21 protein-coding genes and 1 pseudogene are annotated in these 22,933 nt (G+C 57.8%); 13 read left to right on the forward strand and 9 right to left on the reverse strand.

All coding sequences use genetic code 11. The annotated features are described in order from the left end of the window. The first annotated feature begins 55 nt into the window (after positions 1–55). Entirely contained in the window at positions 56–286 is a 231-nt protein-coding gene (locus ACYZT5_RS06645; RefSeq protein WP_462034801.1) for a hypothetical protein, read from the forward strand. Positions 287–297: 11 nt separating this feature from the next. Here ACYZT5_RS06645 and ACYZT5_RS06650 read toward each other — a convergent pair whose 3' ends face one another. Beyond that, a complete protein-coding gene (locus ACYZT5_RS06650; RefSeq protein WP_462050365.1) occupies positions 298–579 on the reverse strand; it encodes a hypothetical protein in 282 nt (93 codons plus the stop codon). Positions 580–718: 139 nt separating this feature from the next. Beyond that, positions 719–907, reverse strand: coding sequence for a hypothetical protein (locus ACYZT5_RS06655; protein ID WP_033055162.1), 189 nt, complete (start codon positions 905–907; stop codon positions 719–721). A 266-nt stretch (positions 908–1,173) separates the two neighbouring features. On the opposite strand from ACYZT5_RS06655, the gene galU reads away from it, so the two are divergent. Next, positions 1,174–2,013: a UTP--glucose-1-phosphate uridylyltransferase GalU gene (gene galU, locus ACYZT5_RS06660; protein WP_010460715.1), complete on the forward strand. Its 840-nt coding sequence runs from the start codon at positions 1,174–1,176 to the stop codon at positions 2,011–2,013. Between the two features lie 132 nt (positions 2,014–2,145). Beyond that, positions 2,146–3,504, forward strand: a complete 1,359-nt coding sequence (gene gorA, locus ACYZT5_RS06665) for a glutathione-disulfide reductase (protein WP_462050366.1) — start codon at positions 2,146–2,148, stop codon at positions 3,502–3,504. On the opposite strand, the gene ACYZT5_RS06670 is transcribed toward gorA, so the two are convergent. Continuing rightward, positions 3,501–4,520: a DNA-binding protein gene (locus ACYZT5_RS06670; protein WP_462050367.1), complete on the reverse strand. Its 1,020-nt coding sequence runs from the start codon at positions 4,518–4,520 to the stop codon at positions 3,501–3,503. The genes gorA and ACYZT5_RS06670 overlap by 4 nt on opposite strands. A 178-nt stretch (positions 4,521–4,698) precedes the next feature. Between ACYZT5_RS06670 and ACYZT5_RS06675 the strand changes: the two genes are divergently transcribed. From ACYZT5_RS06675 to ahpF, 3 genes are all read left to right on the forward strand, one after another. Next, positions 4,699–5,643 (forward strand): site-specific integrase, encoded by a 945-nt coding sequence (locus ACYZT5_RS06675; protein ID WP_462050368.1) that lies wholly within the window; start codon positions 4,699–4,701, stop codon positions 5,641–5,643. Positions 5,644–5,788: 145 nt separating this feature from the next. Beyond that, positions 5,789–6,352: an alkyl hydroperoxide reductase subunit C gene (gene ahpC / locus ACYZT5_RS06680; RefSeq protein WP_007975937.1), complete on the forward strand. Its 564-nt coding sequence runs from the start codon at positions 5,789–5,791 to the stop codon at positions 6,350–6,352. A 126-nt stretch (positions 6,353–6,478) separates the two neighbouring features. Further along, complete coding sequence (gene ahpF / locus ACYZT5_RS06685; RefSeq protein ID WP_462050370.1) at positions 6,479–8,041, forward strand: alkyl hydroperoxide reductase subunit F; 1,563 nt, start codon at positions 6,479–6,481, stop codon at positions 8,039–8,041. Between the two features lie 193 nt (positions 8,042–8,234). Here the strand turns inward: ahpF and gloA are convergent, their stop codons facing one another. Then, entirely contained in the window at positions 8,235–8,756 is a 522-nt protein-coding gene (gene gloA / locus ACYZT5_RS06690) for a lactoylglutathione lyase (RefSeq protein ID WP_462050371.1), read from the reverse strand. A 145-nt stretch (positions 8,757–8,901) separates the two neighbouring features. On the opposite strand from gloA, the gene ACYZT5_RS06695 reads away from it, so the two are divergent. Continuing rightward, positions 8,902–9,426 carry a DUF4946 domain-containing protein gene (locus tag ACYZT5_RS06695; RefSeq protein ID WP_462052201.1) on the forward strand — a complete coding sequence of 175 codons (525 nt, stop codon included), beginning with the start codon at positions 8,902–8,904 and terminating at the stop codon, positions 9,424–9,426. A 175-nt stretch (positions 9,427–9,601) separates the two neighbouring features. Here the strand turns inward: ACYZT5_RS06695 and ACYZT5_RS06700 are convergent, their stop codons facing one another. Then, the gene (locus tag ACYZT5_RS06700) at positions 9,602–9,967 is read right to left on the reverse strand and encodes a histone-like nucleoid-structuring protein, MvaT/MvaU family (protein WP_085725812.1); all 366 of its coding nucleotides are present in this window, start codon (positions 9,965–9,967) and stop codon (positions 9,602–9,604) included. Positions 9,968–10,200: 233 nt separating this feature from the next. Further along, a pseudogene (locus ACYZT5_RS06705) lies at positions 10,201–10,891 on the reverse strand (EAL domain-containing protein); the annotation flags it as partial. A 347-nt stretch (positions 10,892–11,238) separates the two neighbouring features. Here ACYZT5_RS06705 and hppD point away from each other — a divergent pair. Next, complete coding sequence (gene hppD, locus ACYZT5_RS06710; RefSeq protein WP_046054072.1) at positions 11,239–12,315, forward strand: 4-hydroxyphenylpyruvate dioxygenase; 1,077 nt, start codon at positions 11,239–11,241, stop codon at positions 12,313–12,315. A 63-nt stretch (positions 12,316–12,378) separates the two neighbouring features. Here the strand turns inward: hppD and rarD are convergent, their stop codons facing one another. Further along, positions 12,379–13,266 (reverse strand): EamA family transporter RarD, encoded by an 888-nt coding sequence (gene rarD / locus ACYZT5_RS06715; protein WP_462050372.1) that lies wholly within the window; start codon positions 13,264–13,266, stop codon positions 12,379–12,381. A 196-nt stretch (positions 13,267–13,462) separates the two neighbouring features. Then, a complete protein-coding gene (locus tag ACYZT5_RS06720; RefSeq protein ID WP_462050373.1) occupies positions 13,463–14,476 on the reverse strand; it encodes an aldo/keto reductase in 1,014 nt (337 codons plus the stop codon). Between the two features lie 226 nt (positions 14,477–14,702). On the opposite strand from ACYZT5_RS06720, the gene ACYZT5_RS06725 reads away from it, so the two are divergent. Both ACYZT5_RS06725 and ACYZT5_RS06730 read left to right on the forward strand, forming a co-directional pair. Continuing rightward, the gene (locus tag ACYZT5_RS06725; RefSeq protein WP_462050374.1) at positions 14,703–16,652 is read left to right on the forward strand and encodes an Ig-like domain-containing protein; all 1,950 of its coding nucleotides are present in this window, start codon (positions 14,703–14,705) and stop codon (positions 16,650–16,652) included. Positions 16,653–16,958: 306 nt separating this feature from the next. Next, positions 16,959–17,273: a DUF6124 family protein gene (locus ACYZT5_RS06730; protein ID WP_462050375.1), complete on the forward strand. Its 315-nt coding sequence runs from the start codon at positions 16,959–16,961 to the stop codon at positions 17,271–17,273. Between the two features lie 131 nt (positions 17,274–17,404). Here ACYZT5_RS06730 and ACYZT5_RS06735 read toward each other — a convergent pair whose 3' ends face one another. Then, positions 17,405–18,715 carry an MFS transporter gene (locus ACYZT5_RS06735; protein WP_461972059.1) on the reverse strand — a complete coding sequence of 437 codons (1,311 nt, stop codon included), beginning with the start codon at positions 18,713–18,715 and terminating at the stop codon, positions 17,405–17,407. 168 nt (positions 18,716–18,883) lie between these two features. On the opposite strand from ACYZT5_RS06735, the gene ACYZT5_RS06740 reads away from it, so the two are divergent. The 3 genes from ACYZT5_RS06740 (at position 18,884) to ACYZT5_RS06750 (ending at position 22,863) form a co-directional block, all read left to right on the forward strand. After that, the gene (locus ACYZT5_RS06740; protein ID WP_462050376.1) at positions 18,884–20,014 is read left to right on the forward strand and encodes a sugar diacid recognition domain-containing protein; all 1,131 of its coding nucleotides are present in this window, start codon (positions 18,884–18,886) and stop codon (positions 20,012–20,014) included. 124 nt (positions 20,015–20,138) lie between these two features. Beyond that, the gene (locus ACYZT5_RS06745; RefSeq protein ID WP_462052202.1) at positions 20,139–21,197 is read left to right on the forward strand and encodes an IS110 family RNA-guided transposase; all 1,059 of its coding nucleotides are present in this window, start codon (positions 20,139–20,141) and stop codon (positions 21,195–21,197) included. A 523-nt stretch (positions 21,198–21,720) separates the two neighbouring features. Beyond that, the gene (locus ACYZT5_RS06750; RefSeq protein ID WP_462050377.1) at positions 21,721–22,863 is read left to right on the forward strand and encodes a glycerate kinase; all 1,143 of its coding nucleotides are present in this window, start codon (positions 21,721–21,723) and stop codon (positions 22,861–22,863) included. The last annotated feature ends 70 nt before the right edge of the window (positions 22,864–22,933 follow it).

Consider the following 22,933-nt stretch of genomic DNA (forward strand, 5'->3'; position numbering starts at 1 on the left):
GCACCGATGCCGTCAAAGCAGCGCTTTGGCGGCATTGTCATTTTTGGAGTCGAGCATGAAGCGAGAGCAGGTGCGGGAGTGCCATGCAGAGGGTCACATCTCTGCCACCCACGTCATTCAAAATCCGGCGAATTCGGGAGAATGGATCGTGTTTTTCAAGAAGAGCGCCGGGCGCAGTTATTTTCTGGTGGATGAAAACGATGAAGTCGAATCCTTCAGTCGTCTCGACGATCTGATCGAGACGGTGCGCGGCCTCGGGATCAAGTTCGCCGAAATTCACATGTAGGGCAGGGTGCCCTACTTGCAGACCACCACGACGTTGCGGTTCTTGTAGTTACCGACGTCGACGCCCAGCGTCTTGTCGCTTTCCTGGGGCGAAGGTGTTCCGTCGGTACCGACGATTCGATAGCCGGTGCCGGCGCAAGAGGCATCGGCTTTTTCGTAGCAGGTCGCCCAGGAGTTGGCTTCCCCGGAGCAGTCGATGGCCAGGCCTTGCTCGCCGTTGTCCAGGTAAGTCGTTTCGGAAGTGGCGCAGCCGCTCAGGGCCAGTACCGCAATCAGTGGCAAAAATTTATTCATGTCGTTGTCGTCGTCAGGATGATGGGGCTGAGCCTGTGACAGCGCTGGCATCAAAAGGTTATAGCGAATGGCCACTTCGTTGCAGGTATTCACAAAAAAGCCCTGCGCGAGGCAGGGCTTGGGTCGAGTCGGGTGCTTCTCAGGACTTGTCCTTGCCGCGACGCTTCGGGGCTGGGTGTTCGAGCTCCAATACGGATGCCACTTCAATCGCCAACGCCTCGGTCGGGAAAGGCCCGGCAATATTCTCGCCGCTGGCACTGTCTACCCACCACTGGCCGTCTTTCGCCTGATTGATCAGGAACCCGTTGACACTTTTCGCTACCGACATCTATCTGCCTCGTTGACTGGTTCAATCGCGCAATGATAGCGCCAAATGCGCTCAACGGGTGCTGATGGTGTAGGGTGGTGCGATTCGTGGCCGTGCAGATCTGGTGGTCTGTGCTATCTATAATGGCTGCGGAGCTATCTCGGGAACTATCCGCGAGAATATTTCTCTATGATGGCATTGGTTAGCCAGTGCGGGGCATTGTAAGGTGCACGCCGCCTGATTAGACTGCGCCGAAACTCGTACACACAGCCCTTTCAAGGACTTATATGATCAAGAAATGCTTGTTCCCAGCAGCCGGTTACGGTACTCGCTTCCTGCCAGCGACTAAAGCCATGCCCAAAGAAATGCTGCCGGTGGTAAACAAGCCACTGATCCAGTACGGCGTCGAAGAAGCACTGGACGCTGGGTTGACCGAAATCTCCATCGTCACCGGTCGCGGCAAACGCGCTCTGGAAGACCACTTCGACATCAGCTACGAGCTGGAAAACCAGATCAAGGGCACCGACAAGGAAAAATACCTGGTCGGCATCCGTAAACTGCTCGACAACTGCTCGTTCTCCTACACACGCCAAACCGAAATGAAAGGCCTGGGCCACGCCATTTTGACTGGTCGTCCGCTGATCGGCGACGAACCTTTCGCCGTGGTACTGGCGGATGACTTGTGCGTCAACCTTGAAGGTGACGGCGTACTGACCCAGATGGTCAAGTTGTACAAGCAGTTCCGTTGCTCGATCGTTGCCATCCAGGAAGTCGATCCGCAAGAAACTCACAAGTACGGCGTGATTGCCGGTGAGATGATTCGCGACGACATCTACCGCGTTCACAGCATGGTCGAGAAGCCAAAGCCGGAAGATGCACCGTCGAACCTGGCCATCATCGGCCGCTATATCCTGACGCCGGACATTTTCGACCTGATCGAACAGACCGAGCCAGGCAAAGGTGGTGAAATCCAGATCACCGACGCCCTGATGAAGCAGGCCCAAAACGGCTGCGTCATGGCCTACAAGTTCAAGGGCAAGCGTTTCGACTGCGGTGGCGCTGAAGGCTACATCGACGCGACCAACTTCTGCTTCGAGAACTTCTACAAGACTGGCAAGGCCTACTAATAGCCTCTGACCCGCTTGTATTGAAAAGCCACCTTCGGGTGGCTTTTTCATTTTTCGTCCCCATATCGTTTGCAGCGCTTGCCCAACGGATGTCTGCGGGTATGCTTGTGGACTGCCGAGGAGATTGAAAAAATGGCCTACGATTTTGACCTTTATGTGATTGGCGCCGGTTCCGGCGGTGTGCGGGCTGCGCGTTTTGCTGCCGGTTTTGGCGCGAAAGTAGCTGTGGCCGAGAGCCGTTACCTGGGTGGCACTTGTGTGAATGTCGGCTGCGTACCGAAGAAGCTGCTGGTCTACGGCGCACACTTCGCCGAAGACTTCGAGCAGTCGCAAGGTTTTGGCTGGACGCCGGGCGAAGCGAAGTTCGATTGGGCCACGCTGATCGCCAACAAGGATCGCGAGATCAATCGCCTGAACGGCATCTATCGCAACCTGCTGGTTAACAGCGGAGTGACCTTGCATGAAGGCCACGCCAAAATCATTGATCCGCACCAGGTCGAAATCAATGGCGAGCGCTACACCGCCAAAAACATCCTGATTGCTACCGGTGGATGGCCACAGATTCCGGACATTCCAGGGCACGAACACGCGATCAGTTCCAACCAGGCGTTCTTCCTCAAAGAACTGCCCAAGCGCGTTCTGGTGGTGGGCGGTGGTTATATCGCTGTCGAGTTCGCCGGAATCTTCCACGGACTGGGTGCCGAGACCACGTTGCTTTATCGCGGTGAAATGTTCCTGCGTGGCTTCGACGGTGCTGTGCGCAAGCACCTGCAGGAAGAGCTGACCAAGCGCGGCATGGACCTGCAGTTCAACGCCGACATCGAACGTATCGACAAGCAGTCCGATGGCAGCCTGAAGGTGACGCTCAAGGATGGCCGTGAGTTGGAGGCGGATTGTGTGTTCTACGCCACGGGTCGACGCCCGATGCTCGACAATCTTGGGCTGGAAAACACCGGCGTCAAACTCGACAAGAAGGGCTTTGTCGAGGTCGACGAGCAGTACCAGACCGCCGAGCCGTCAATCCTGGCGCTTGGCGATGTGATCGGCCGGGTTCAGCTGACGCCAGTCGCGCTGGCCGAAGGCATGGCCGTGGCGCGACGTTTGTTCAAGCCTGAACAATATCGCCCGGTGGATTACAAGATGATTCCGACCGCGGTGTTCAGCCTGCCGAACATTGGCACGGTCGGCTTGACCGAGGAAGAGGCCCGGGAGGCCGGGCACGATGTGGTGATCTTCGAAAGCCGCTTCCGTCCGATGAAGCTGACCCTGACCGAATGCCAGGAGCGCACCCTGATGAAACTGGTGGTGGACGCCAAGACCGACAAGGTTCTGGGCTGCCACATGGTCGGTCCGGATGCCGGGGAAATTGTTCAAGGCCTGGCAATTGCCTTGAAGGCTGGCGCCACCAAGCGCGATTTCGATGAAACCATCGGCGTGCATCCGACCGCCGCCGAAGAGTTCGTCACTCTGCGCACGCCGGTCGCGGGTTAATCGTCCTTTTGAGCCTCTGATGCGTCTGGCGCTGTCGCAATGACGGCCGCCAGGCGCACGCTCTCATCCAGACTCGCCTGAGTCTTGAGCAACTCAATTTCCAACCCTTTGTTTATCTGCGACTGCTCGTCGACGCTCTGCTTCAGCGACTGGCTTTCGAGCAGGGCCGCGCGCAAGCGTTCCTGGAGGAGGGTGCGTTCGCTGTCAATGCGGTTGACCTGTTCCAGCAGCTGATCCTGTCGAGCGTTGGTTTGTTTGAGTTGATCCTGCAGCAGACTCAGCTCTCTCAAGGTGCCACGGTTCTCCGTCAGCAAGCGCTCGTTGTCGCGGTGCAGTTGCGTGATCTCATCCTGGCGCACCAATGCGCTCTGTTGGGCCTGGCGCAATTCCATCTGAATCTGCTGCACCTGGCTTTCGTGGCGGCGCTGCTCCTGCTCGCGCTGTTCTTTGACGGCGTTGCGGTAGTGTTCCAGTGCATCGCGAGCATGCAGGTGTTTCTCTTCAAGGGAGCGGATCTGCTCATCCTTGTCTTTCAAGCGTAATTCGAAATCGGCCAATGCCTGGTTCAGTCCGGCGTTGCGGGTTTGCTCGGTCTGCAGCATGGAGCGAGTTTCTTGCAGCGCCTCGGATTCCTGAGTCAGTGCCAGGCTTTGAATCTCGTATTGCTGATGCAATTCCGCATTGGCTTGTCGAGCTTCCGTCAGCTGTATTTCCAACGCTTTTCGCTGCTGATCGAACTGCGCGCGTGCCTGGTCGATGGGTTCTTGCGCCTGTTCCTTGAGGCGTTGCGCCAGGCGTGAGACGAGGCCTGCCAGCTCATCATCAATGGGCTCAGAAGGCGTTTCGGCGCGCTCGCTGCCGTCATCCAGCTCCTTCAAATAGCGATGGATAGTGGTTTTTGAGCCGGTATTGCCCATCTCGATCCGTACCGCGTCGATGCTGGGGTTTTCGCCGCGGGCGAGGATTGCCAAACGTGCCGCTTGCACCACTGCTTTATTTACGCCGCCACGAGCCATGTCTTCTCCTACGATTTCGTACTGTGGTACATATCACTAAAGTACACAGTGTACCATTCTATCAAGAAAGATAAAAAGTGTAAGTTATTGATACGGGATATACTGGTATTACCCCGTGTGATGGGTCCTGTTGCGCGTTTTCACCCGCCACAGCGGTACGTTTTAGAGAATGGAGCCGATGATTGAACTGGATCGTTACCTGCAGGCCGCCACGCGCGACAACACCCGTCGCAGCTACCGGGCGGCTATCGAGCATTTCGAAGTCAGTTGGGGCGGCTTCCTGCCGGCGACCGGCGACAGCGTGGCGCGCTACCTCGTCGCTCACGCGGGCGTGCTGTCGATCAATACCTTGAAGTTGCGCTTGTCAGCACTGGCGCAATGGCACAACAGCCAGGGTTTTCCCGACCCCACCAAGGCGCCGGTGGTGCGCCAGGTGTTCAAGGGGATTCGCGCCTTGCATCCCGCTCAGGAGAAGCAGGCCGAGCCGTTACAGCTTCAGCATCTGGAGCAAGTAGTCGCTTGGCTGGCGCAGGAAGCGCAAACCGCCAGGGCAGAAGGTGATCACCCGGGACTGCTGAGGGCCAGGCGCGACACGGCGCTAATCTTGTTGGGCTTCTGGCGCGGCTTTCGTAGCGATGAGTTGTGCCGCGTACAGATCGAGCACGTTCAAGCGGCTGCCGGCTCAGGCATCACGCTCTATTTGCCGCGAACCAAGAGCGACCGTGAAAACCTCGGCAAGACGTACCAGACGCCCGCGTTGCAGCGCCTGTGCCCGGTGCAGGCGTATACCGACTGGATCACGGAATCCGCGTTGGTCCGTGGACCGGTATTCCGTGGCATCGACCGTTGGGGAAACCTGAGCGAGGAGGGGCTGCACGCCAACAGCGTGATCCCTTTACTGCGCCAGGCGCTGGAACGTGCCGGTATTCCGGCCGAGCACTACACCAGCCACTCCTTGCGACGCGGCTTTGCCACCTGGGCCCATCAGAGCGGTTGGGACTTGAAGTCGTTGATGAGTTACGTGGGCTGGAAGGATATGAAGTCCGCCATGCGCTATGTTGAAGCCAGCCCGTTTCTCGGGATGACGCCCCTCGCGGAAAAAACCATTGGCGCTGCTATGTAAGTTTTCTTCTATTAATACGTCCGGCTAATAGCGAAAACCAATGAGCAGCATGAGCTTTGCCAATGAGCCATCCGGCCATCGAGTGGGTAGGATTCACTCCATCAACTTCTCAACCAAACTTTTCAACCCTGACGGAGAGTCATCGATGCCTATCATCAACAGCCAAGTTAAACCGTTCAAAGCTGACGCCTTTAAAAATGGCGACTTCGTAAAAGTGTCGGACGCTGACCTGAAAGGCAAGTGGTCTGTCGTGTTCTTCTACCCAGCCGACTTCACCTTCGTTTGCCCGACCGAACTGGAAGACCTGGCTGACAACTACGACGCGTTCCAGAAGCTGGGCGTCGAAATCTACAGCGTTTCCACCGATACCCACTTTGCCCACGCCGCCTGGCACAACACTTCGCCAGCCATCGGCAAAATCCAGTACACCATGATCGGCGACCCGACTCACGCCATCTCCCGCAACTTCGACGTGCTGATCGAAGAAGCAGGTCTGGCTGACCGTGGCACCTTCGTGATCAACCCTGAAGGCCAGATCAAAATCGTCGAGCTGAACGACGGCGGTGTGGGTCGTGACGCTTCCGAGCTACTGCGCAAAATCAAGGCGGCTCAGTACGTCGCTGCTCACCCAGGCCAGGTTTGCCCAGCCAAGTGGAAAGAAGGCGAAGCCACTCTGGCTCCGTCCCTGGACCTGGTCGGCAAGATCTAAGTCTGTGACAAAAGCATCACCAGGGCGGGTTTCCGCACCTAAGTAAGCTGCAACCGCCCTCAAAAACGCCCGGGCGAGATTCGCTCGGGCGTTTTTTTATGTCTTTTGAAAAAGGAAATCGCCCGTATGTTGGACGCCAATCTTAAAGCCCAGTTGAAGTCATACCTGGAACGGGTCACCCAGCCGATCGAGATCATTGCATCCCTCGACGACGGTGCGAAATCCCAGGAAATGCTCGCACTTCTGAAAGACGTTGCCAGTCTTTCCAACCAGATTACGTTGCTCGACAACGGTGACGATGCGCGTAAGCCATCGTTCTCGATCAACCGCCCGGGTGCCGATATCAGCCTGCGTTTCGCCGGCATCCCGATGGGCCACGAATTCACTTCGTTGGTGCTGGCCTTGCTGCAAGTCGGCGGCCACCCTTCGAAGGCCAGCGTTGAGGTGATCGAACAGATTCGTTCGCTCAAAGGCGAGTTCAGTTTCGAGACCTACTTCTCGCTGTCCTGCCAGAACTGCCCGGACGTGGTCCAGGCATTGAACCTGATGGCCGTGCTCAACCCGAACATCCGTCACGTCGCTATCGACGGCGCGCTGTTCCAGGCCGAAGTCGATGATCGTCAGATCATGGCCGTGCCAAGCGTTTACCTGAACGGCGTGAACTTCGGCCAGGGCCGTATGGGCCTGGAAGAAATCCTCGCCAAAATCGACACCAGCGGTATCGAGCGTCAGGCCGAGAAGATCAGCGCCAAAGAAGCTTTTGACGTACTGGTCGTTGGTGGTGGCCCGGCCGGTGCTTCGGCCGCGATCTACGCAGCGCGTAAAGGTATTCGCACCGGTGTGGCGGCTGAACGTTTTGGTGGGCAGGTGCTGGACACCATGGCCATCGAGAACTTCATCTCCGTGCAGGAAACTGAAGGGCCGAAACTGGCTGTGGCGCTGGAAGAGCACGTCAAGCAATACGACGTCGACATCATGAACCTGCAACGCGCCGACAAGTTGGTGCCGGGCAAGAGCGGCGAGCTGCACGAAGTTCACTTCGCCAGCGGCGCGACCCTGAAAGCCAAGACTGTGATCCTGGCGACCGGTGCGCGGTGGCGTGAAATGAACGTCCCGGGTGAGCAGCAATACCGCAACAAAGGCGTGGCGTATTGCCCGCACTGTGACGGTCCGCTGTTCAAAGGCAAGCGTGTAGCGGTGATTGGCGGCGGCAACTCCGGCGTCGAAGCGGCCATCGACCTGGCGGGTATCGTGTCCCACGTAACGCTGCTGGAGTTTGATGTACAGCTGCGCGCCGATGCGGTCTTGCAGCGCAAGTTGCACAGCCTGCCGAACGTCACCGTCATCACCAGTGCGCAAACCACTGAGGTGATGGGTGACGGTCAGAAGGTCAACGGCCTCCGTTACAAGGATCGCCAGTCGGACGAGCTGCGTAGCGTCGAGCTGGAAGGGATCTTCGTGCAGATCGGTCTGTTGCCCAATACCGACTGGCTCAAAGGCACCATCGAGTTGTCGCCTCGCGGTGAGATCATCGTCGATGCCCGGGGTGAGACCTCGATGCCAGGTGTGTTCGCTGCCGGTGACGTGACCACCGTGCCGTACAAGCAGATTGTGATCGCGGTGGGCGAGGGCGCCAAAGCCTCCCTGAGCGCGTTCGATCACTTGATCCGCACCTCGGCCCCGGCATAAAACCCGACGCTGAAAACACAAAACCCCATGAGCGATCATGGGGTTTTTTGTGTCTCACACATTGCTGATCGTTCCCACGCTCTGCGTGGGAATGTAGCCCGGGACGCTCCGCGTCCCAAAAAAGCGTGACGCAGAGCGTCACAGGAGGCGTTACCACGCAGAGCGTGGGAACGATCAGTGGCAGCAAACTTTTTTACATCGGAGCAGGCTGGATGATTTCAACCCAGTAAGCATCCGGGTCCTTGATGAACGCCAGGCTCTTCATGCGGCCGTCATTCAGGCGTTTCTGGAAATCGCAGCCCAGCGCTTCGAAGCGCTCGCAGGCAGCACGGATGTCCGGCACCGAGATGCAGATGTGACCAAAACCGCGGGGGTCGGTGTTGCCGTTGTGGTAGGCGAAGTTCGCGTCGTTCTCGGTGCCGTGGTTGTGAGTCAACTCAAGAATGCCGGGGATCGACTTCATCCACTCGGTGCGAGCAGCGGCGTCGGCCGGGATCTGGTTTTTATCAACCAGCGCCAGGAAGTACAGGCTGAACTCGGCTTCCGGGAAGTCGCGTTTTTCTACCAGCGAGAAACCCAGGATGCGCGTGTAGAAATCCAGGGACTTGGTGATGTCCTTGACCCGCAGCATGGTGTGGTTGAAGACGAACTTCTGGGTGGCGGTGTCAGGTTGGGCAGTCACGCCTGGGAAGGTGTTCAATTCGTGCAGGCTCATGGGCCCTCCGGAAAATAAGTGGGGCTAACGAATGGCGACAATGATACGCAAGGGTTCAGACATCACCAAACCCAAACCGTCGGCTATTGCCTGACAGGCGGACGAGGCTCAAACTTTAAGGTTCTATCCGTGAGTGTTCATCGCAATGACTCGATTCTGTAAATCGACCTTCGTCCTGATTGGCGTGCTTTCAGCAGTTACCTGCGCTCACGCAGACGAGCCAATCATGACCTGGCCCAACGGCTGGGAGGTCGAAGCCGTCCCGCACGATGACACCAACGCCCAGGTGTTCCGCCAGCGCGCGGTGAAAAACGATCAGGACGGCACGCCTGTGATGGTGATGGAGTTGACCATGACTCAGGTGGAAAGCGGTCATCAGGTGAATCTGCAAGGCGTGTTGCTGGAGATGCGCAAGTCGGTGCAGAAGGACTTCTTTCAAGGCGGTTATCAAAGTGTCTGCAACAAGATTCACCCGACGACCTTGAGCCGCTTATCAGCGCTGGAAACTACCTGCACGGTCACGCAGAACGGAAGGCATGTGCTTTCTCAAACATTGGTTGCCGCCGTGGATGCCGATAAAGCCTATGTTCTTTCCTACGCGGGGCAGGCAGAGGTTTATAAGGCAAGTCAGGATGAAATAGAGGCAGCCCGTAACAGCTTGAAACTTTAGTTAAAGATTTCAATGGCTGCCGGTTTCAGCGCATTCTGAAATTTTTAGATACCCAAAGGGACTAAACCCAAAGTTATTCAACAAGTAGAGAGTTGATCGACGCCAATCGTTGCATTTAGAAGGCGTCCATGAAAAAGCCCTGCATTGGCAGGGCTTTTTTTGTCACCGCGAGTGCTTAGCCGCGAAGCCAGGAATCGACGGTAGCTGCACCGTATTGTTCCTTCCAGGCTTTCAGGCCGCGGTGGTTGCCACCCTTGGTTTCAATCAGTTCACCGGTGTGCGGATTCTGATAAACCTTGACTACGCGTGCGCGGCGGGTTTTAGGCGCTGTTGCCTGTAGCAGGCCGGATTTTGCCGGGTTCGGATCGAGAATGGCGATGATGTCGCGCAGGCTTTTGCCGTAGGTTTTCATCAGCCCCTGGAGCTTTTCTTCGAATTCGATTTCTTTCTTGAGCCCGGCATCGTTCTTCAGGGATTCCAGCTGCTTGAGCTGCTCTTGAAGGGCCTTTTCAGCTGCACGAAATTCAGCGAGTCTGGACAATATCTTTACTCCAATAGTGTGTTTGGCTGATACCAACCGCAAACAAAGCTATAAGCCAAGAGCCTTGAAGCGACTCGGTGATAGTGGCTCACCTGCCAATCTTGCGCAGGCATGAAAAATTGTAGTAGTTAATTGACCAAGAGTAAATCCTGTCTTTTTCTTCATGTAACAACAGTAGTCTTTTGAATCAAATGGGTGCGCGGTCTCCTTGTCTCGTCGCTTAGAGCCGCTAGTTAATGGTGACTTAATGCGTTAATGAACTCTGCGCCGGGCATCGGCCGACCGAACAGATAACCTTGCAAGAAGTTCACGCTGAGCGGTTGGTCGATTTTCAGAAAGTCGACATTGAACTGACGCAAGTACCGAGGCTTGAGTGGCCGGTGCCAAAGTCATCAATCGCGATCATCACGCCCAGCGCGTGGAGCTGCTCGAACAGTTGGTGGGGACTGGCCGTGGGTTCGATGAGTTCGCGCTCGGCCAACTCCAGCACCAGGCAGACGGCACCCGGTGCGAAGGCACCGAGGAATTCGCGGCAATCGTCGACCCTCCTTTGGATGATTCAGCGCATCAGCACCTCGACGCCGGACCACTTTTTGTTGGCGCCATGCACCACAGGCTGAAAGTACGGAATGAACTCCGCAGCTTCCAGAGCGCGCTGCATTTCATGGCTTGGCGACGACGAGCGCCTCTGCAGGACATGCCCGATTGCGCCTGAAGCCACACCAAAGAAGATCAGCAAACTGACAGCGGTGGATACTCGCTGGTCATGTAGCGCCAGGTTTCACCTTCGTGGACCTTGCCATCGGCGGACAACCAATCGGGGCCGACTTGCAATAACAGCAATGTCTTGCGACCGGTCAGGCGCAGCACATTACTCAGGTGGTAACCGTCCAGGGTGGTCAGCGCCCCTTGGTTTCCTTCACTGGACCCTGACGATGTACCTGGGCAGCGGGCTGATCCTGGCGGAGATTTTCCTGTGCAACAAACCCCTTGCGCGAGCAGGGAAAAAGGGGATTTGATACAGAAGGCGGACAAACCTATTTACGCTGTGTAGAATCGGGTTACGCATATAAGAATAATCGTCTTCTGGCAGCAGAAGCCTCGCCCGCAAGAGCCTTGGGTCGACAATGAAGAGTTTCGGGTTTCAATTGATCTATGGTGACTTCCTCGCCCGCAGCGTGCGGGGCATCTCCTGTGCGCCACCCGCAGGTCTCAGCATTGCTAGCAACTAACGATCCGTTAATTGATAAGAAAATGATGAGGCGCCAACCATGGCAGATTTATACGAAAACCCAATGGGCCTGATGGGCTTTGAATTCATCGAATTCGCATCGCCGACCCCGAACACCCTGGAGCCGATCTTCGAGATCATGGGCTTCACCAAGGTCGCGACCCACCGTTCCAAAGACGTGCACCTGTATCGCCAGGGCCAGATCAACCTGATCCTCAACAACGAACCTCACAGCGTCGCTTCGTACTTCGCGGCCGAACACGGTCCGTCGGTGTGCGGCATGGCGTTCCGCGTCAAGAATGCGCAGCAGGCGTTTGCCCGGGCCCTGGAACTTGGCGCCCAGCCGATCCACATCGAAACCGGCCCGATGGAACTGAACCTGCCGGCGATCAAAGGCATTGGCGGTGCGCCGCTGTACCTGATCGACCGTTTCGGCGAAGGCAGTTCGATCTACGACATCGACTTCGTGTTCATCGAAGGCGTTGACCGCAACCCGGTCGGGGCCGGCCTGAAGATCATCGACCACCTGACCCACAACGTGTATCGCGGCCGCATGGCCTACTGGGCCAACTTCTACGAGAAGCTGTTCAACTTCCGCGAGATCCGCTACTTCGACATCAAAGGTGAATACACCGGCCTGACCTCCAAGGCCATGACCGCACCGGACGGCATGATTCGCATCCCGTTGAACGAGGAATCGTCCAAGGGCGCCGGTCAGATCGAAGAGTTCCTGATGCAGTTCAACGGCGAGGGCATCCAGCACGTTGCCTTCCTGTCCGATGACCTGATCAAGACCTGGGATCATTTGAAAAGCATTGGCATGCGCTTCATGACCGCGCCGCCGGAAACCTATTACGAAATGCTCGAGGGCCGTTTGCCGAACCACGGTGAGCCGGTTGATCAACTGCAATCGCGCGGCATTCTGCTGGACGGTTCGTCCGAGTCGGGCGACAAGCGACTGCTGCTGCAGATCTTCTCCGAAACCCTGATGGGCCCGGTATTCTTCGAATTCATCCAGCGTAAAGGCGATGATGGTTTCGGCGAAGGCAACTTCAAGGCACTGTTCGAATCCATCGAACGCGACCAGGTTCGTCGTGGCGTGCTCTCCACCGACTAAGCCGTTCCGGATGTAAAAAAGCCCGGTCAGCAGCAATGCTGGCCGGGCTTTTTCGTTCCCGATTTACATTGGTCGGCGGCGTTGTCGGACGAGGTGTTTAAACCCTTCAAACACCAACACCACTACCGCCAACCAGATCGGAATGTAAGTCAGCCATTCCCCAGGCTTGATACTTTCACCCAGCAGCAACGCGACGCCGAGCAACAGCACCGGCTCGACATAGCTCAACAACCCGAACAGGCTAAACGGCAACAGCCGGCTGGCGATGATGTAGACCACCAGCGCCGAAGCACTGATCACCCCGAGCAACGGGATCAGCAGCGACAGCCACGGGTGTTGATCGAACACGCCGAAACCCTGTTCACCGCCCTGAACGAACCAGAACGCTACCGGAATCATCAAGGCCATGTCCATCCACAAGCCGCCGAGGTTGTCGGTCGCCAGTCGTTTGCGCAGGATGAAGTAGAGCGGATAACCGACAACGACCAGCAAGGTAGCCCAGGAAAAACCGCCGACCTGATACAGCTCGTTGAGCACGCCGAGGGAAGCAAAAAACACGGCAACTTTTTGCAGGTAAGACAGTCGCTCGCCATAGGCGAACCGCCCGGTCAGTACCATGGACAGCGGCAACAGGAAGTAGCCCAGGGACACGTCGAGGCTATAGCCGTTGAGCGGCGCCCACATGAATAGCCAGAGTTGCAGGCCAAGCAGCGTCGCGGAAAGGATCAGGCCGGCGAGCAATTTTGGTTGGCCAAGCAGCCGCCGAAAAAGGGCGACTACGCGTTTCCATTCACCGGAGACCACCATGAACACGGTCATGCACGGCAGGGTCAGCAGCATCCGCCAGCCGAAGATTTCCACTCCGCTCAAAGGCGTGAGCAGCGAGGTGTAGTAATACATGACGGCAAACAGCACCGAGGCTGAAACCGATAGAGCGATACCTTTAGACAAACTGTCCTCGCGAAGTTGAACGTGAAACGGGCGCAGAGGATACGTGGTTTTTGTGCTGAATATTGGCCACTTGCTCAATATTTACCACGCCGATCGTTCCCACGCTCTGCGTGGGAACGCCTCAATGGACGCTCTGCGTCCGCTCTTGGGACGCAGAGCGTCCCGGGCTGCATTCCCACGCAGAGCGTGGGAACGATCAAGCCAGACGTGATTTACGCCCCGACACAAAATGGCTCACATCATTAAACCCCGGCGTCGACGCATGCCCAGGCACAACCAGTGAGTCAATAAACGCTTCATCCTCCGCCGTAATCTTCACCGCCTGAGCCTTAGTGTAGGCATCCCATTGTTCTTCAGTTCGCGGCCCAACGATCGCCGAAGTCACCGCGCTGTTGTTCAGCACCCAGGCGATGGCGAATTCGACGATGCCCACGCCACGCCCTAGCGTGTACTGCTGGATCTGCTGAGCAATGCGCAGGGATTCGACGCGCCATTCGGTCTCCAGAATGCGTTTGTCCTGACGACCCGCGCGGCTGTTGGCGTCCGGATTCACGTCTGGTGCGTATTTACCGCTGAGTACGCCGCGCGCCAGCGGGCTGTAAGGCACCACGCCGAGGCCATAGTTTTGCGCGGCGGTAATCTGCTCGGTTTCCACCTGACGGTTGACGATGTTGTACAGCGGTTGACTGATGACCGGCCGATCGACGCCCAGTTGATCGGCCACACGAATGACCTCGGCGATGCGCCAGCCACGGTAATTCGAGAGGCCCCAATAGCGGATTTTGCCCTGGCGGATCAAATCGCCGATGGCCGACACCGTGACTTCCAGCGGTGTGTTGTGGTCTTCGCGGTGCAGGTAATAGATGTCGAGATAATCGGTGCCCAGGCGCGTCAGGCTGGCGTCGATGCCATTGAAAATGTGCTTGCGACTCAGACCGCTGCGGTTCGGCAACCCTCCCACCGGGCCAGCCCCGACTTTTGTGGCGAGCACCCATTCGTGACGGTTACCGGCGATCGCTTCGCCGACGATTTCTTCGGAACGGCCGTTGGTGTAAACGTCTGCGGTGTCGATGAAATTGATGCCCTGGTCCCAGGCCTTGTCGATGATTCGCAGGGAATCTTCGGTGCTGGTCTGTTCGCCGAACATCATGGTGCCCAAGGTCAGGGTGGAAACCTGCAAACCCGAATGACCCAGCGTGCGATAGCTCATGACGAAATCCTTTTACCGGTGGGAAAGCTTTCATCAAATACCAGAAGTGTTGATGTCGGCAACGAAATTTGTCCAGCAGACGCCCCGCAACTCCATGCCAGAAGGTAACCATTCGTCGCCACTGTCAAATCTGACAGTAGGCAACCCCGTCGTGAGTGGGGCCTGATCAGCACTGACGGCGTGAGCCAAAAATGCCGACGTCATTCTTGAAATCAGGAGCGTTTTCATGACCATTCAGCTGTTTGATCAAGTGCTACCCGCTGACTCCGAGGTGGCTCTTCACGCGCCGCAACTACCCGACAGCAACCGATCCGTGTCCGGTGTGGATTGTGGTATTGCGAAAGAGTTTTATGACCTGAAGCCTCGTGGGGCGACGGTCATCATTCCACCCTATCTAGGCCAGGGACCCAACCAGACGGTGTCACTGAATTTGAACGGCGTGCAGAGGATCGCCAGCGAGCAGACCGAATCCCACAATACCCCGACGACGCTCTACATCCCACACAACCGGCTGAGATCTGATCCGGGTTATATCAATCAACTCACTTACACCGCCAAGCGCATCGACAGTCCGGAGGAAACTTATCAGCCGCCCTATACGATCCGGTACCACACCATTCGTCCCGGCATGGAAGATAAGATCCCGGGTGATGAAGGGCATTCCGAACTCGAACTTATCCTGCCTCGAAACGTGATTGAAGACGGTATCGATGCCGACCGCGCAGCACAGGGTGTGCAGGTATATTTCTCTTACCCGTATTGCCGGGCGTACGACAGGATCCTGCTCAACTGCAACGGTCATGATGTTTATCGCGATGTCCACCCTGATGAGGCGCCGGCCACACCCACCAGTGTGCCGACCAGCATCGGTCTGATGCTCGATAAAACCGTCTTCGAAGACGCTGGCGACCATCCGCAGTTCTTGTTTTCCTTTTCCCCTCGCGACCAGATCGGCAACGGAGCGGATCCGACATCACCATCGTCGAAGCCGATCTCTGTGGTGGTTGACCTGAAGGGTACTCGGCTGGCGGCCGCCGATATTGCCGAGGATCCGGACGATCCCGATGATGCCCCGGACACCATTGATCTGAACAAACTTGGCAGTAAGGACTTGACCATCCAGGTGCATGTTCTGGAACCCGTCTGGGCATCCAACGACATCGTCCGCGTGACATACACGGCGACGCCGAGTGTCGGAGGCATTGTAGAGCATGTCGTTGACGCGACGGTCGTAAGACTCCCTTTTACCCACAGGTTGCTGATACCCAACGCCAAGGTGATTGCCGACAGTGCGGTCAAGGTGACTTATGAGCAAGTTCGAGGGGCCGCCGTTACCGCGAGGTCGAAAATTGCGCGGGCACGGGTAATCGTGAACCCCGTGATCACTTCGGTGAAAAACTCGTTTGGCGTGGAAATGGAAAATGGCGGAACTGTCTCTGACAATAAAGTCACGTTGTCGGGCTCTGCGCTGGCGGGTACGGTGTTGCAGATTGTTGATGGTCTAAAGTTCATCGAGGAAGTTCAAACCGGGCTGAACTATAAGTGGCAGAGCACGTGGATTCCGATTGCCGTAGGGCAACGCCGCTTCACGGTGAAGGAAAAAAGCGGGAACCAATTCGAGTCTGAGCCTTGGTCTCTTGAGCGCCTGGCGTTCAGTATTGACCGGACGCAGATGAAGCTGAACGGGTTCTCGGTAAAAATCCCGCAATGGCAGAAAACCGGGGAGGACTCGGTTGGCAACACGGGCGTCCGCGTACCGACGGGAGGTGTTCCGCCCTATGACTTTGCGTCTTCTGACCCGTTGACTGCTCCAGTGACAGCACAAGGGAAAGTCACCGGGCTGAAAAACGGCGTGGCCACGATTTATGTCACGGATCAGGAGGGCACGACTCTCTCTTACCTTGCAGTAGTCACAAATATTTTTAATTTGCAAATCAGCACTGAAAAATTACGCTCAGATGATGCGATTGAATGGATGAATTCGATTGGAGGTCAGCATGTTTATAACCATTCATTTACGCGGGATATCGCGCGCGTATATACACCGCTCATTCCTGAACCTGTTAATACATGCAATCTTAATGGCAGGTTTTACACGTATATGAAAACAGATTTAACTTTTTTTGGAACTCAGGGGAGGCAAGTTTTAACAGCGTGGTGCCTGATATCCATCTAAGTTCAAGTGCGGTTCACCATGTCCAGTTGGGGGGGCGGGCGCGAGTCGAGGATGTCATCGGCTCTGTGCCGATGCCGTGCCGAGCGGCGGGCAACTTCGCCGTCGTCGCTGATTCTGTGAGCCTTAAACGACGATGTTTAAAATGACATCTCCGGATACGCACTCAAGCTACACATCCTTGCGCCGCTGCCTACGACTGCGCCAGAATCCGCCGGCTTGTGCGCCTTGGGCCTGGGCTCTATCGTTTCCGGGTCGCTGCCAATTCAGCGTCCGGATTTGACCGTCCGATTCAATCAAGGCGTACCAGTGTCCAAGAAAAGCTTCACGCTTTTTTGCGGTGGCTGTGCGCGGGACACCTTCGGGTGTGCCGGATACCTTGATTTCCGGTCGGTCAACCCGCGCACACCCGGCACCCTGTTTATCGTCAACCCGGAACTCGATACCGAAACCCTGCCGGCCCACGCTTGCGAGTCGCTGGCCTCGGCCAATGTCATGACCATGGATCTGGCGGATCAAATGGAGGGGCCGAGTCGCAATTCCTTGTTGGGTATTGCGCAGATCATCATGCTGGGGGAACTGGCGGTAAATCGGGCGCTGGATAATATCGATCCGCAAGGCTGACAGGCGCACTGATCGTTCCCACGCTCCGCGTGGTAATGCCTCAAGGGACGCTCCGCGTTCCAGCGCTCGAAAGGGACGCAGAGCGTCCCGGGCTGCATTCCCACGCAGAGCGTGGGAACGATCAAACAAACTTAAACCCGCAACGTCCGCGTCATACGCAGCGCCAACAAACTCCCGCACACAATCACACCCGCCAGCAAATACAGCGCCGCATCAGTCGACCCGGTGCTGTCCTTGACCCAACCCACCAGATACGGACTGAGGAAACCCGCCATCTGCCCCATCGAGTTGATCAACGCCAAACCACCTGCCGCCGCACCGGCGCTGAGCAGCGCAGTCGGTACCGGCCAGAACATTGGTAGGCCGGTGAGGGCGCCCATGGTGGCGATGGTCAGGCCGAGGATGGCGATGGCCGGGTTGGCGGCGAAGTTCACGGCGATCAGCAGACCCACCGCGCCCATCAACATAGGCACCACCAAGTGCCAGCGGCGTTCTTTGCGCAGGTCGGCGGAGCGGCCGACCATCAACATGAACAACGCCGCCAGCAGGTACGGAATCGCACTGAGCCAGCCGATCACCAGGTTATCGCTGAAGCCCAGGTTCTTGATGATCGACGGCAGCCAGAAATTGATCGCGTAGACGCCGCTCTGGATGCAGAAGTAGATCAGGCCAAACGCCCAGATCGCCGGGTTCTTGAACACCGCCAGCAGCGAGTCGGTGGTGGTTTTTGGTTTGTTGGCCAGGTCTTCAGCGTGGTCGGCTTCCAGCACCGAGCGCTCGAACGGCGTGAGCCATTTGGCGTTGGCGTAACTGTCGCTGAGCAGGAAATACGCCAGCGCGCCGAGGATGACGGTCGGGATACCTTGCAGCAGGAACATCCACTGCCAGCCGGCCAAGCCACCTTGCCCGGCGCCGAAGTGGTTGAGGATCCAGCCGGAAAACGGGCTGCCGAGCAGACCGGACACCGGGATCGCCGACATGAACAGCGCCATGATGCGGCCACGGCGGAAGGTCGGGAACCACTGCGAAAGGTAAAGCACCACGCCCGGAAAGAACCCGGCTTCGGCCGCGCCGGTGAACAGGCGCAGGGTGTAGAACTCGGTCGGTGTGGTGACGAACAGCAAACAGGTTGAGAGCGAGCCCCAGACGATCATCATCAGCGCGATCCAGCGGCGCGGGCCGAATTTGGTCAGGGCCAGGTTGCTCGGCACGCCGCACAGCACGTAGCCGATAAAAAAGATCCCGGCCCCGAGGCCGTACACGGTTTCGCTGAATTTCAGTGCGTCGAGCATCTGCAGCTTGGCAAATCCAACGTTCACCCGGTCGAGGTAGTTGAACAGGTAGCAGATGAAGATGAAGGGAATCAAACGCAGGGTAATACGTTTGTAGACGGCGTTTTTATCGTCAGCGATGGCCTGGATAGCTGCGGCGCTCTGTGACATGGCGGCTCTCTCTTTATTATGATTTTTTGCGATGCAAAGGGTAACGTTGATCGCCCAGAGAGTCTCGGCCACCCCTTGGGTTGTTGTCTTTGTGCCTGAGCACAGGGTTTGCAACCAAGGCCTGTGCGGGTGAACAATCCGCCCATCACGCTTTCAAGGATCACCGCTATGTTCGAACTCGATCACGACCTGGCCCAGGACATCGTCGACCGGGCGATGGCCATCCTGCCGTACAACGTTAACGTCATGGACAGCCAGGGGCTGATTCTCGGCAGCGGCGAACCGGAGCGGGTCAACACCCGTCATGAAGGCGCGCAACTGGTGCTGGCCAACGGGCGGGTGGTGGAGATCGACGCCCAGACCGCGATTCATTTGAAAGGTGTGCAGCCGGGCATCAACTTGCCGCTATTGCTCGATCAGCGCTTGATTGGTGTGCTGGGCATCACCGGCGAACCCGAGCAATTGCGCACCTACGCCGAACTGGTGCGGATGACCGCCGAGATGCTGGTCGGTCAGCGCAATCAGCAGGCTGAACAGCAATGGCGGCGTCAGCGTTGCGACGATCTGCTGGCGTTGCTGCTCAGTGAGGCCGGGGATTCACCGCGGCTGATCGATGAAGCGCAACAGCTTGGTCTCAAACCGCAGATGACGCGGGTGCCTTATCTGTTCGAGTTAGGAATGGAACACGGTCCGGGGCAAACCGTCGAAGCGCTCAGCGCCTGGCTGATGTCACGCTACCCGGATAGTTGGTGTGTGAGTTCGGCCAAGTCCTCGTTGCTCTGGTGCCGGCCGGCCAGCCAGGCGATCGAGAATGATCGGCTGCTGGAGAAACTCGACGGCCTGGGCTGGAACATCCTGCGCATCGCCGTGGGTGGGCAGGCCGATGGGCTGTCGGGACTGCGCCGCTGCTACCGCCGCGTCGGCGACTTGCTGGCCTATGGACGCGACGTGTTGCCCCGGTCCCGTTTGCTGACGCTCACCCGTTACCGATTGCCGGTGATGCTCTGGCGGCACCGCAACGACGATGCGCTGGACGAGTTGCTCAAACCGCTGCGCAAAGTCATCGCCAAGGATGGCAACGGACAATTGCTGGCAACCCTGCGCAGCTGGTGCGATCACGACGGCCAGAGCCAGGCCTGTGCCGATGCACTGGGCATCCACCGCAACAGCCTGCGTTATCGAATGGAGCGAATTGCCGAGCTCAGCGGCGTCGACCCGCTAAGGCTGGACGGGATGCTCGCGCTTTATCTAGGCGTGCAGCTCCTGCCCCAAACCGACGCACCGAACACCAACCCGTAATTGGATGGACTCGCCCAAGCCGAGGCGTCAATGCGCCACGATGGCAGTCTAAACAGCCAACGACAGCGAGGGCGAGTTCATGAAAAAGCATACTTCGATTGATCAATCCCTGTCTTCTTCCGATTTGTCGGCCTGCACAACCGTGGCGGTCGATCTGGCCAAGCAGGTCTTTCAGGTCGCCGGTGAAGACGTCCTCGGCCAGGTGCACTACGAGCAACGGATCAAGTCGCGCGAGGCGTTTTATGAGTTTCTACGCCAGTTGCCGCCTCATGTCGTGGTTCTGATGGAGACCGGTCCGGGTGCTCAAGCCTGGGCCCGGCAGCTGCAAGACCAAGGCAATCTGGCGCGGATTCTTCCAGCCGGTTTGGTGGCCACACATCGCAGCGGGCCTAAAAATGATCGCAACGATGCGCTGGCGATTCTGCGGGCTGGTCGCGATGAAAAGATCTACGCAGTGCCGGTCAAAAGCGTTGCGGCGCTGGCAATGCAGGCGTTGCATCGCGCCCGCCAAGGCTATGTGCGTCGACGCACGGCGGTGAGTAATCAGATGCGCGGCCTGCTGCTCGAGCATGGCGTGGCCTTGGCGCAGGGCGATGTTGCGATCAGCCAGAAAATTCCGCGGGTACTGGAAGATGCCACCCAGCCGGTGCCGGGCCTGCTGCGTGAACTGATCGACGAACTGTTGGCCGAGTGGCGCCATTTGGGCGAACGCATCAGCGTGCTGACGGGGCGCCTGGAAGTGGCCGCCAACGCCGACATGACGGCGAAGCGACTGATGACTGTGCGCGGCATCGGCCCAGTCACTGCCACGGCACTGGTGGCCAAGGAAACCAAGCCTGAGCGATTTCCCAATGCCCGCAAGTTTGCCGCGTACTTTGGCATGGTGCCTGACCAGCACAGCAGCGGGCAGACGGTCCGGCTGGGGGACATGACCAAGCGCGGCGATGTTTATTTACGCAGCCTGATGATCCAGGGAGCCCATGCGGTACTGCAACAACTACGACCTGATTCCCAGCAACCCGATGACCGCCGCTTGTTGCGCTGGATGAGCCGACTGGGCCGTAAGGAGGCTGCGGTCAGGTTAGCCAACCGCAACCTGCGAATCGTCTGGGTGCTTCTACAGAATGACCAGACTTATCGTCGCCAGGCTGGTGATGGCCAGCAAGCGACGATGAGCCACTGAGCGACAGAGTTCTGCCACCGAGGTACTAACTGTCCGGCCCTTTGCTGAAAAAAATTGACCCCAGGTAAGACCGGCGTGGATTGATGCCTTAGCTGCTACTGGCCTTCGAGGCCTGACTGTAATCGGCATACCACGAGCTCTTCCAATTTTGGCCAGAAGCCGAAGACGGCTTCCTCGAATAGGCCTAATACATAGATGCAACGGGGCGGCGGTTTTTCAAAAGCGGGTAGACAGTGGGGGCGAGTCCATACATAGCAGCTGCCGAGCAGCGCGAGGCTGCGTTCGGCTGCGAAGCAGTCGTGAAATCATGCGCCGCGGAGCATCAGGTAAACCGTGCTTGCAGGATTGACGACTGCTGCGCAGCCGAACGCAGCCTCGCAGGCTCGGCAGCTGCTACAACGAACGGTGTGGAAGGGAGGTTTTGTGGAAATGAACAATAATCGGCATGCCCACTTGTGCAGCGGACCGGCGTTATTGTTCTTGCCTGCTGGCAGCATGAGCGCATTGGAACTGGAGAATTCGCATGAAAATCGTCATCGCCCCCGATTCGTTCAAGGACAGCCTGAGTGCCCAGGGTGTGGCTGACGCCATTGCTCTCGGGTTGGCGCAGGTCTGGCCCGACGCACAACTGGTCAAATGCCCGATGGCGGACGGCGGGGAGGGAACCGTCGAGTCGATTCTGGCGGCGTGCGAGGGCGAACTGTGCCGAACCCACGTCCGCGGGCCGCTCGGTGCAACAGTTGAGGCCGCCTGGGGCTGGTTGCCCCAGAGCCACACCGCGATCATCGAAATGGCCGAGGCCAGTGGCTTGCAACTGGTCCCGCCAGGCCAGCGTGATGCTTGCATCAGCAGCACGTTCGGCACCGGCGAATTGATCCGCACCGCGCTGGACGCCGGAGCGCAACGGGTCATTCTGGCAATTGGCGGCAGCGCCACCAACGACGGCGGCGCGGGGGCGATGCAGGCCTTGGGCGTGAAACTGCTGGACGCACAGGGCCAGACGCTTGCACCGGGAGGTCTGGCGCTCGCGCAATTAGCGCGAATCGACATGAGTGAAATCGACCCGCGTCTGGCCGAGGTGCGATTCGACATCGCCGCCGACGTCAACAATCCACTGTGCGGCCCTCACGGTGCCTCAGCGATTTTCGGCCCGCAAAAAGGCGCGTCGCCCGAGCAAGTCCAGCAACTGGATAACGCGCTCGGGCACTTTGCCGAGCTGTGCGCTCAGGTCGTGAACAACGACGTACGTGACGAACCGGGCAGCGGTGCGGCGGGAGGGTTGGGTTTTGCTGCCAAGGCGTTTCTGGGAGCGCAGTTCAAGGCCGGCGTTGAAGTGGTCGCTGAACTGGTCGGCCTCGACGATGCGGTCAAGGGCGCCGATTTGGTGATCACTGGAGAAGGCCGTTTCGATGCGCAGACCCTGCGTGGCAAGACGCCGTTTGGTGTGGCGCGTATTGCTCGGCAGCACGGCGTACCAGTGATCGTCATCGCCGGGACACTGGGTGAGGGTTATCAGGCGTTGTATGAACATGGCATTGATGCTGCATTTGCCTTGGCCAGTGGGCCGATGACGCTGGAGCAGGCGTGTGCCGAGGCGCCGCGGTTGTTGCGGGAGCGGGCCAGTGATGTTGCGCGGGTTTGGCGGGTGGCTTTGCGCAAGGTTTAGGTTTGGGGTGAGGAGTGGTTCCAGACTTGAAATATATTTCTCAAGCCCCACAAAAATCCTCAACCCCAGC

The organism is Pseudomonas sp. LB3P14 (genome assembly GCF_054898045.1).

Excerpts from the sequence above, each read along its gene's own strand:
- hppD (WP_046054072.1), top strand. The coding sequence starts at position 11,239 with ATGGCAGATTTATACGAAAACCCAATGGGCCTGATGGGCTTTGAATTC.
- galU (WP_010460715.1), top strand. The coding sequence starts at position 1,174 with ATGATCAAGAAATGCTTGTTCCCAGCAGCCGGTTACGGTACTCGCTTC.
- ahpF (WP_462050370.1), top strand. The coding sequence starts at position 6,479 with ATGTTGGACGCCAATCTTAAAGCCCAGTTGAAGTCATACCTGGAACGG.
- ACYZT5_RS06735 (WP_461972059.1), bottom strand. The coding sequence starts at position 18,715 with ATGTCACAGAGCGCCGCAGCTATCCAGGCCATCGCTGACGATAAAAAC.
- ACYZT5_RS06740 (WP_462050376.1), top strand. The coding sequence starts at position 18,884 with ATGTTCGAACTCGATCACGACCTGGCCCAGGACATCGTCGACCGGGCG.
- ACYZT5_RS06725 (WP_462050374.1), top strand. The coding sequence starts at position 14,703 with ATGACCATTCAGCTGTTTGATCAAGTGCTACCCGCTGACTCCGAGGTG.
- ACYZT5_RS06645 (WP_462034801.1), top strand. The coding sequence starts at position 56 with ATGAAGCGAGAGCAGGTGCGGGAGTGCCATGCAGAGGGTCACATCTCT.
- ACYZT5_RS06750 (WP_462050377.1), top strand. The coding sequence starts at position 21,721 with ATGAAAATCGTCATCGCCCCCGATTCGTTCAAGGACAGCCTGAGTGCC.
- gorA (WP_462050366.1), top strand. The coding sequence starts at position 2,146 with ATGGCCTACGATTTTGACCTTTATGTGATTGGCGCCGGTTCCGGCGGT.
- ACYZT5_RS06675 (WP_462050368.1), top strand. The coding sequence starts at position 4,699 with ATGATTGAACTGGATCGTTACCTGCAGGCCGCCACGCGCGACAACACC.
- ACYZT5_RS06655 (WP_033055162.1), bottom strand. The coding sequence starts at position 907 with ATGTCGGTAGCGAAAAGTGTCAACGGGTTCCTGATCAATCAGGCGAAA.
- ACYZT5_RS06650 (WP_462050365.1), bottom strand. The coding sequence starts at position 579 with ATGAATAAATTTTTGCCACTGATTGCGGTACTGGCCCTGAGCGGCTGC.
- ahpC (WP_007975937.1), top strand. The coding sequence starts at position 5,789 with ATGCCTATCATCAACAGCCAAGTTAAACCGTTCAAAGCTGACGCCTTT.
- ACYZT5_RS06720 (WP_462050373.1), bottom strand. The coding sequence starts at position 14,476 with ATGAGCTATCGCACGCTGGGTCATTCGGGTTTGCAGGTTTCCACCCTG.
- ACYZT5_RS06670 (WP_462050367.1), bottom strand. The coding sequence starts at position 4,520 with ATGGCTCGTGGCGGCGTAAATAAAGCAGTGGTGCAAGCGGCACGTTTG.
- gloA (WP_462050371.1), bottom strand. The coding sequence starts at position 8,756 with ATGAGCCTGCACGAATTGAACACCTTCCCAGGCGTGACTGCCCAACCT.
- ACYZT5_RS06695 (WP_462052201.1), top strand. The coding sequence starts at position 8,902 with ATGACTCGATTCTGTAAATCGACCTTCGTCCTGATTGGCGTGCTTTCA.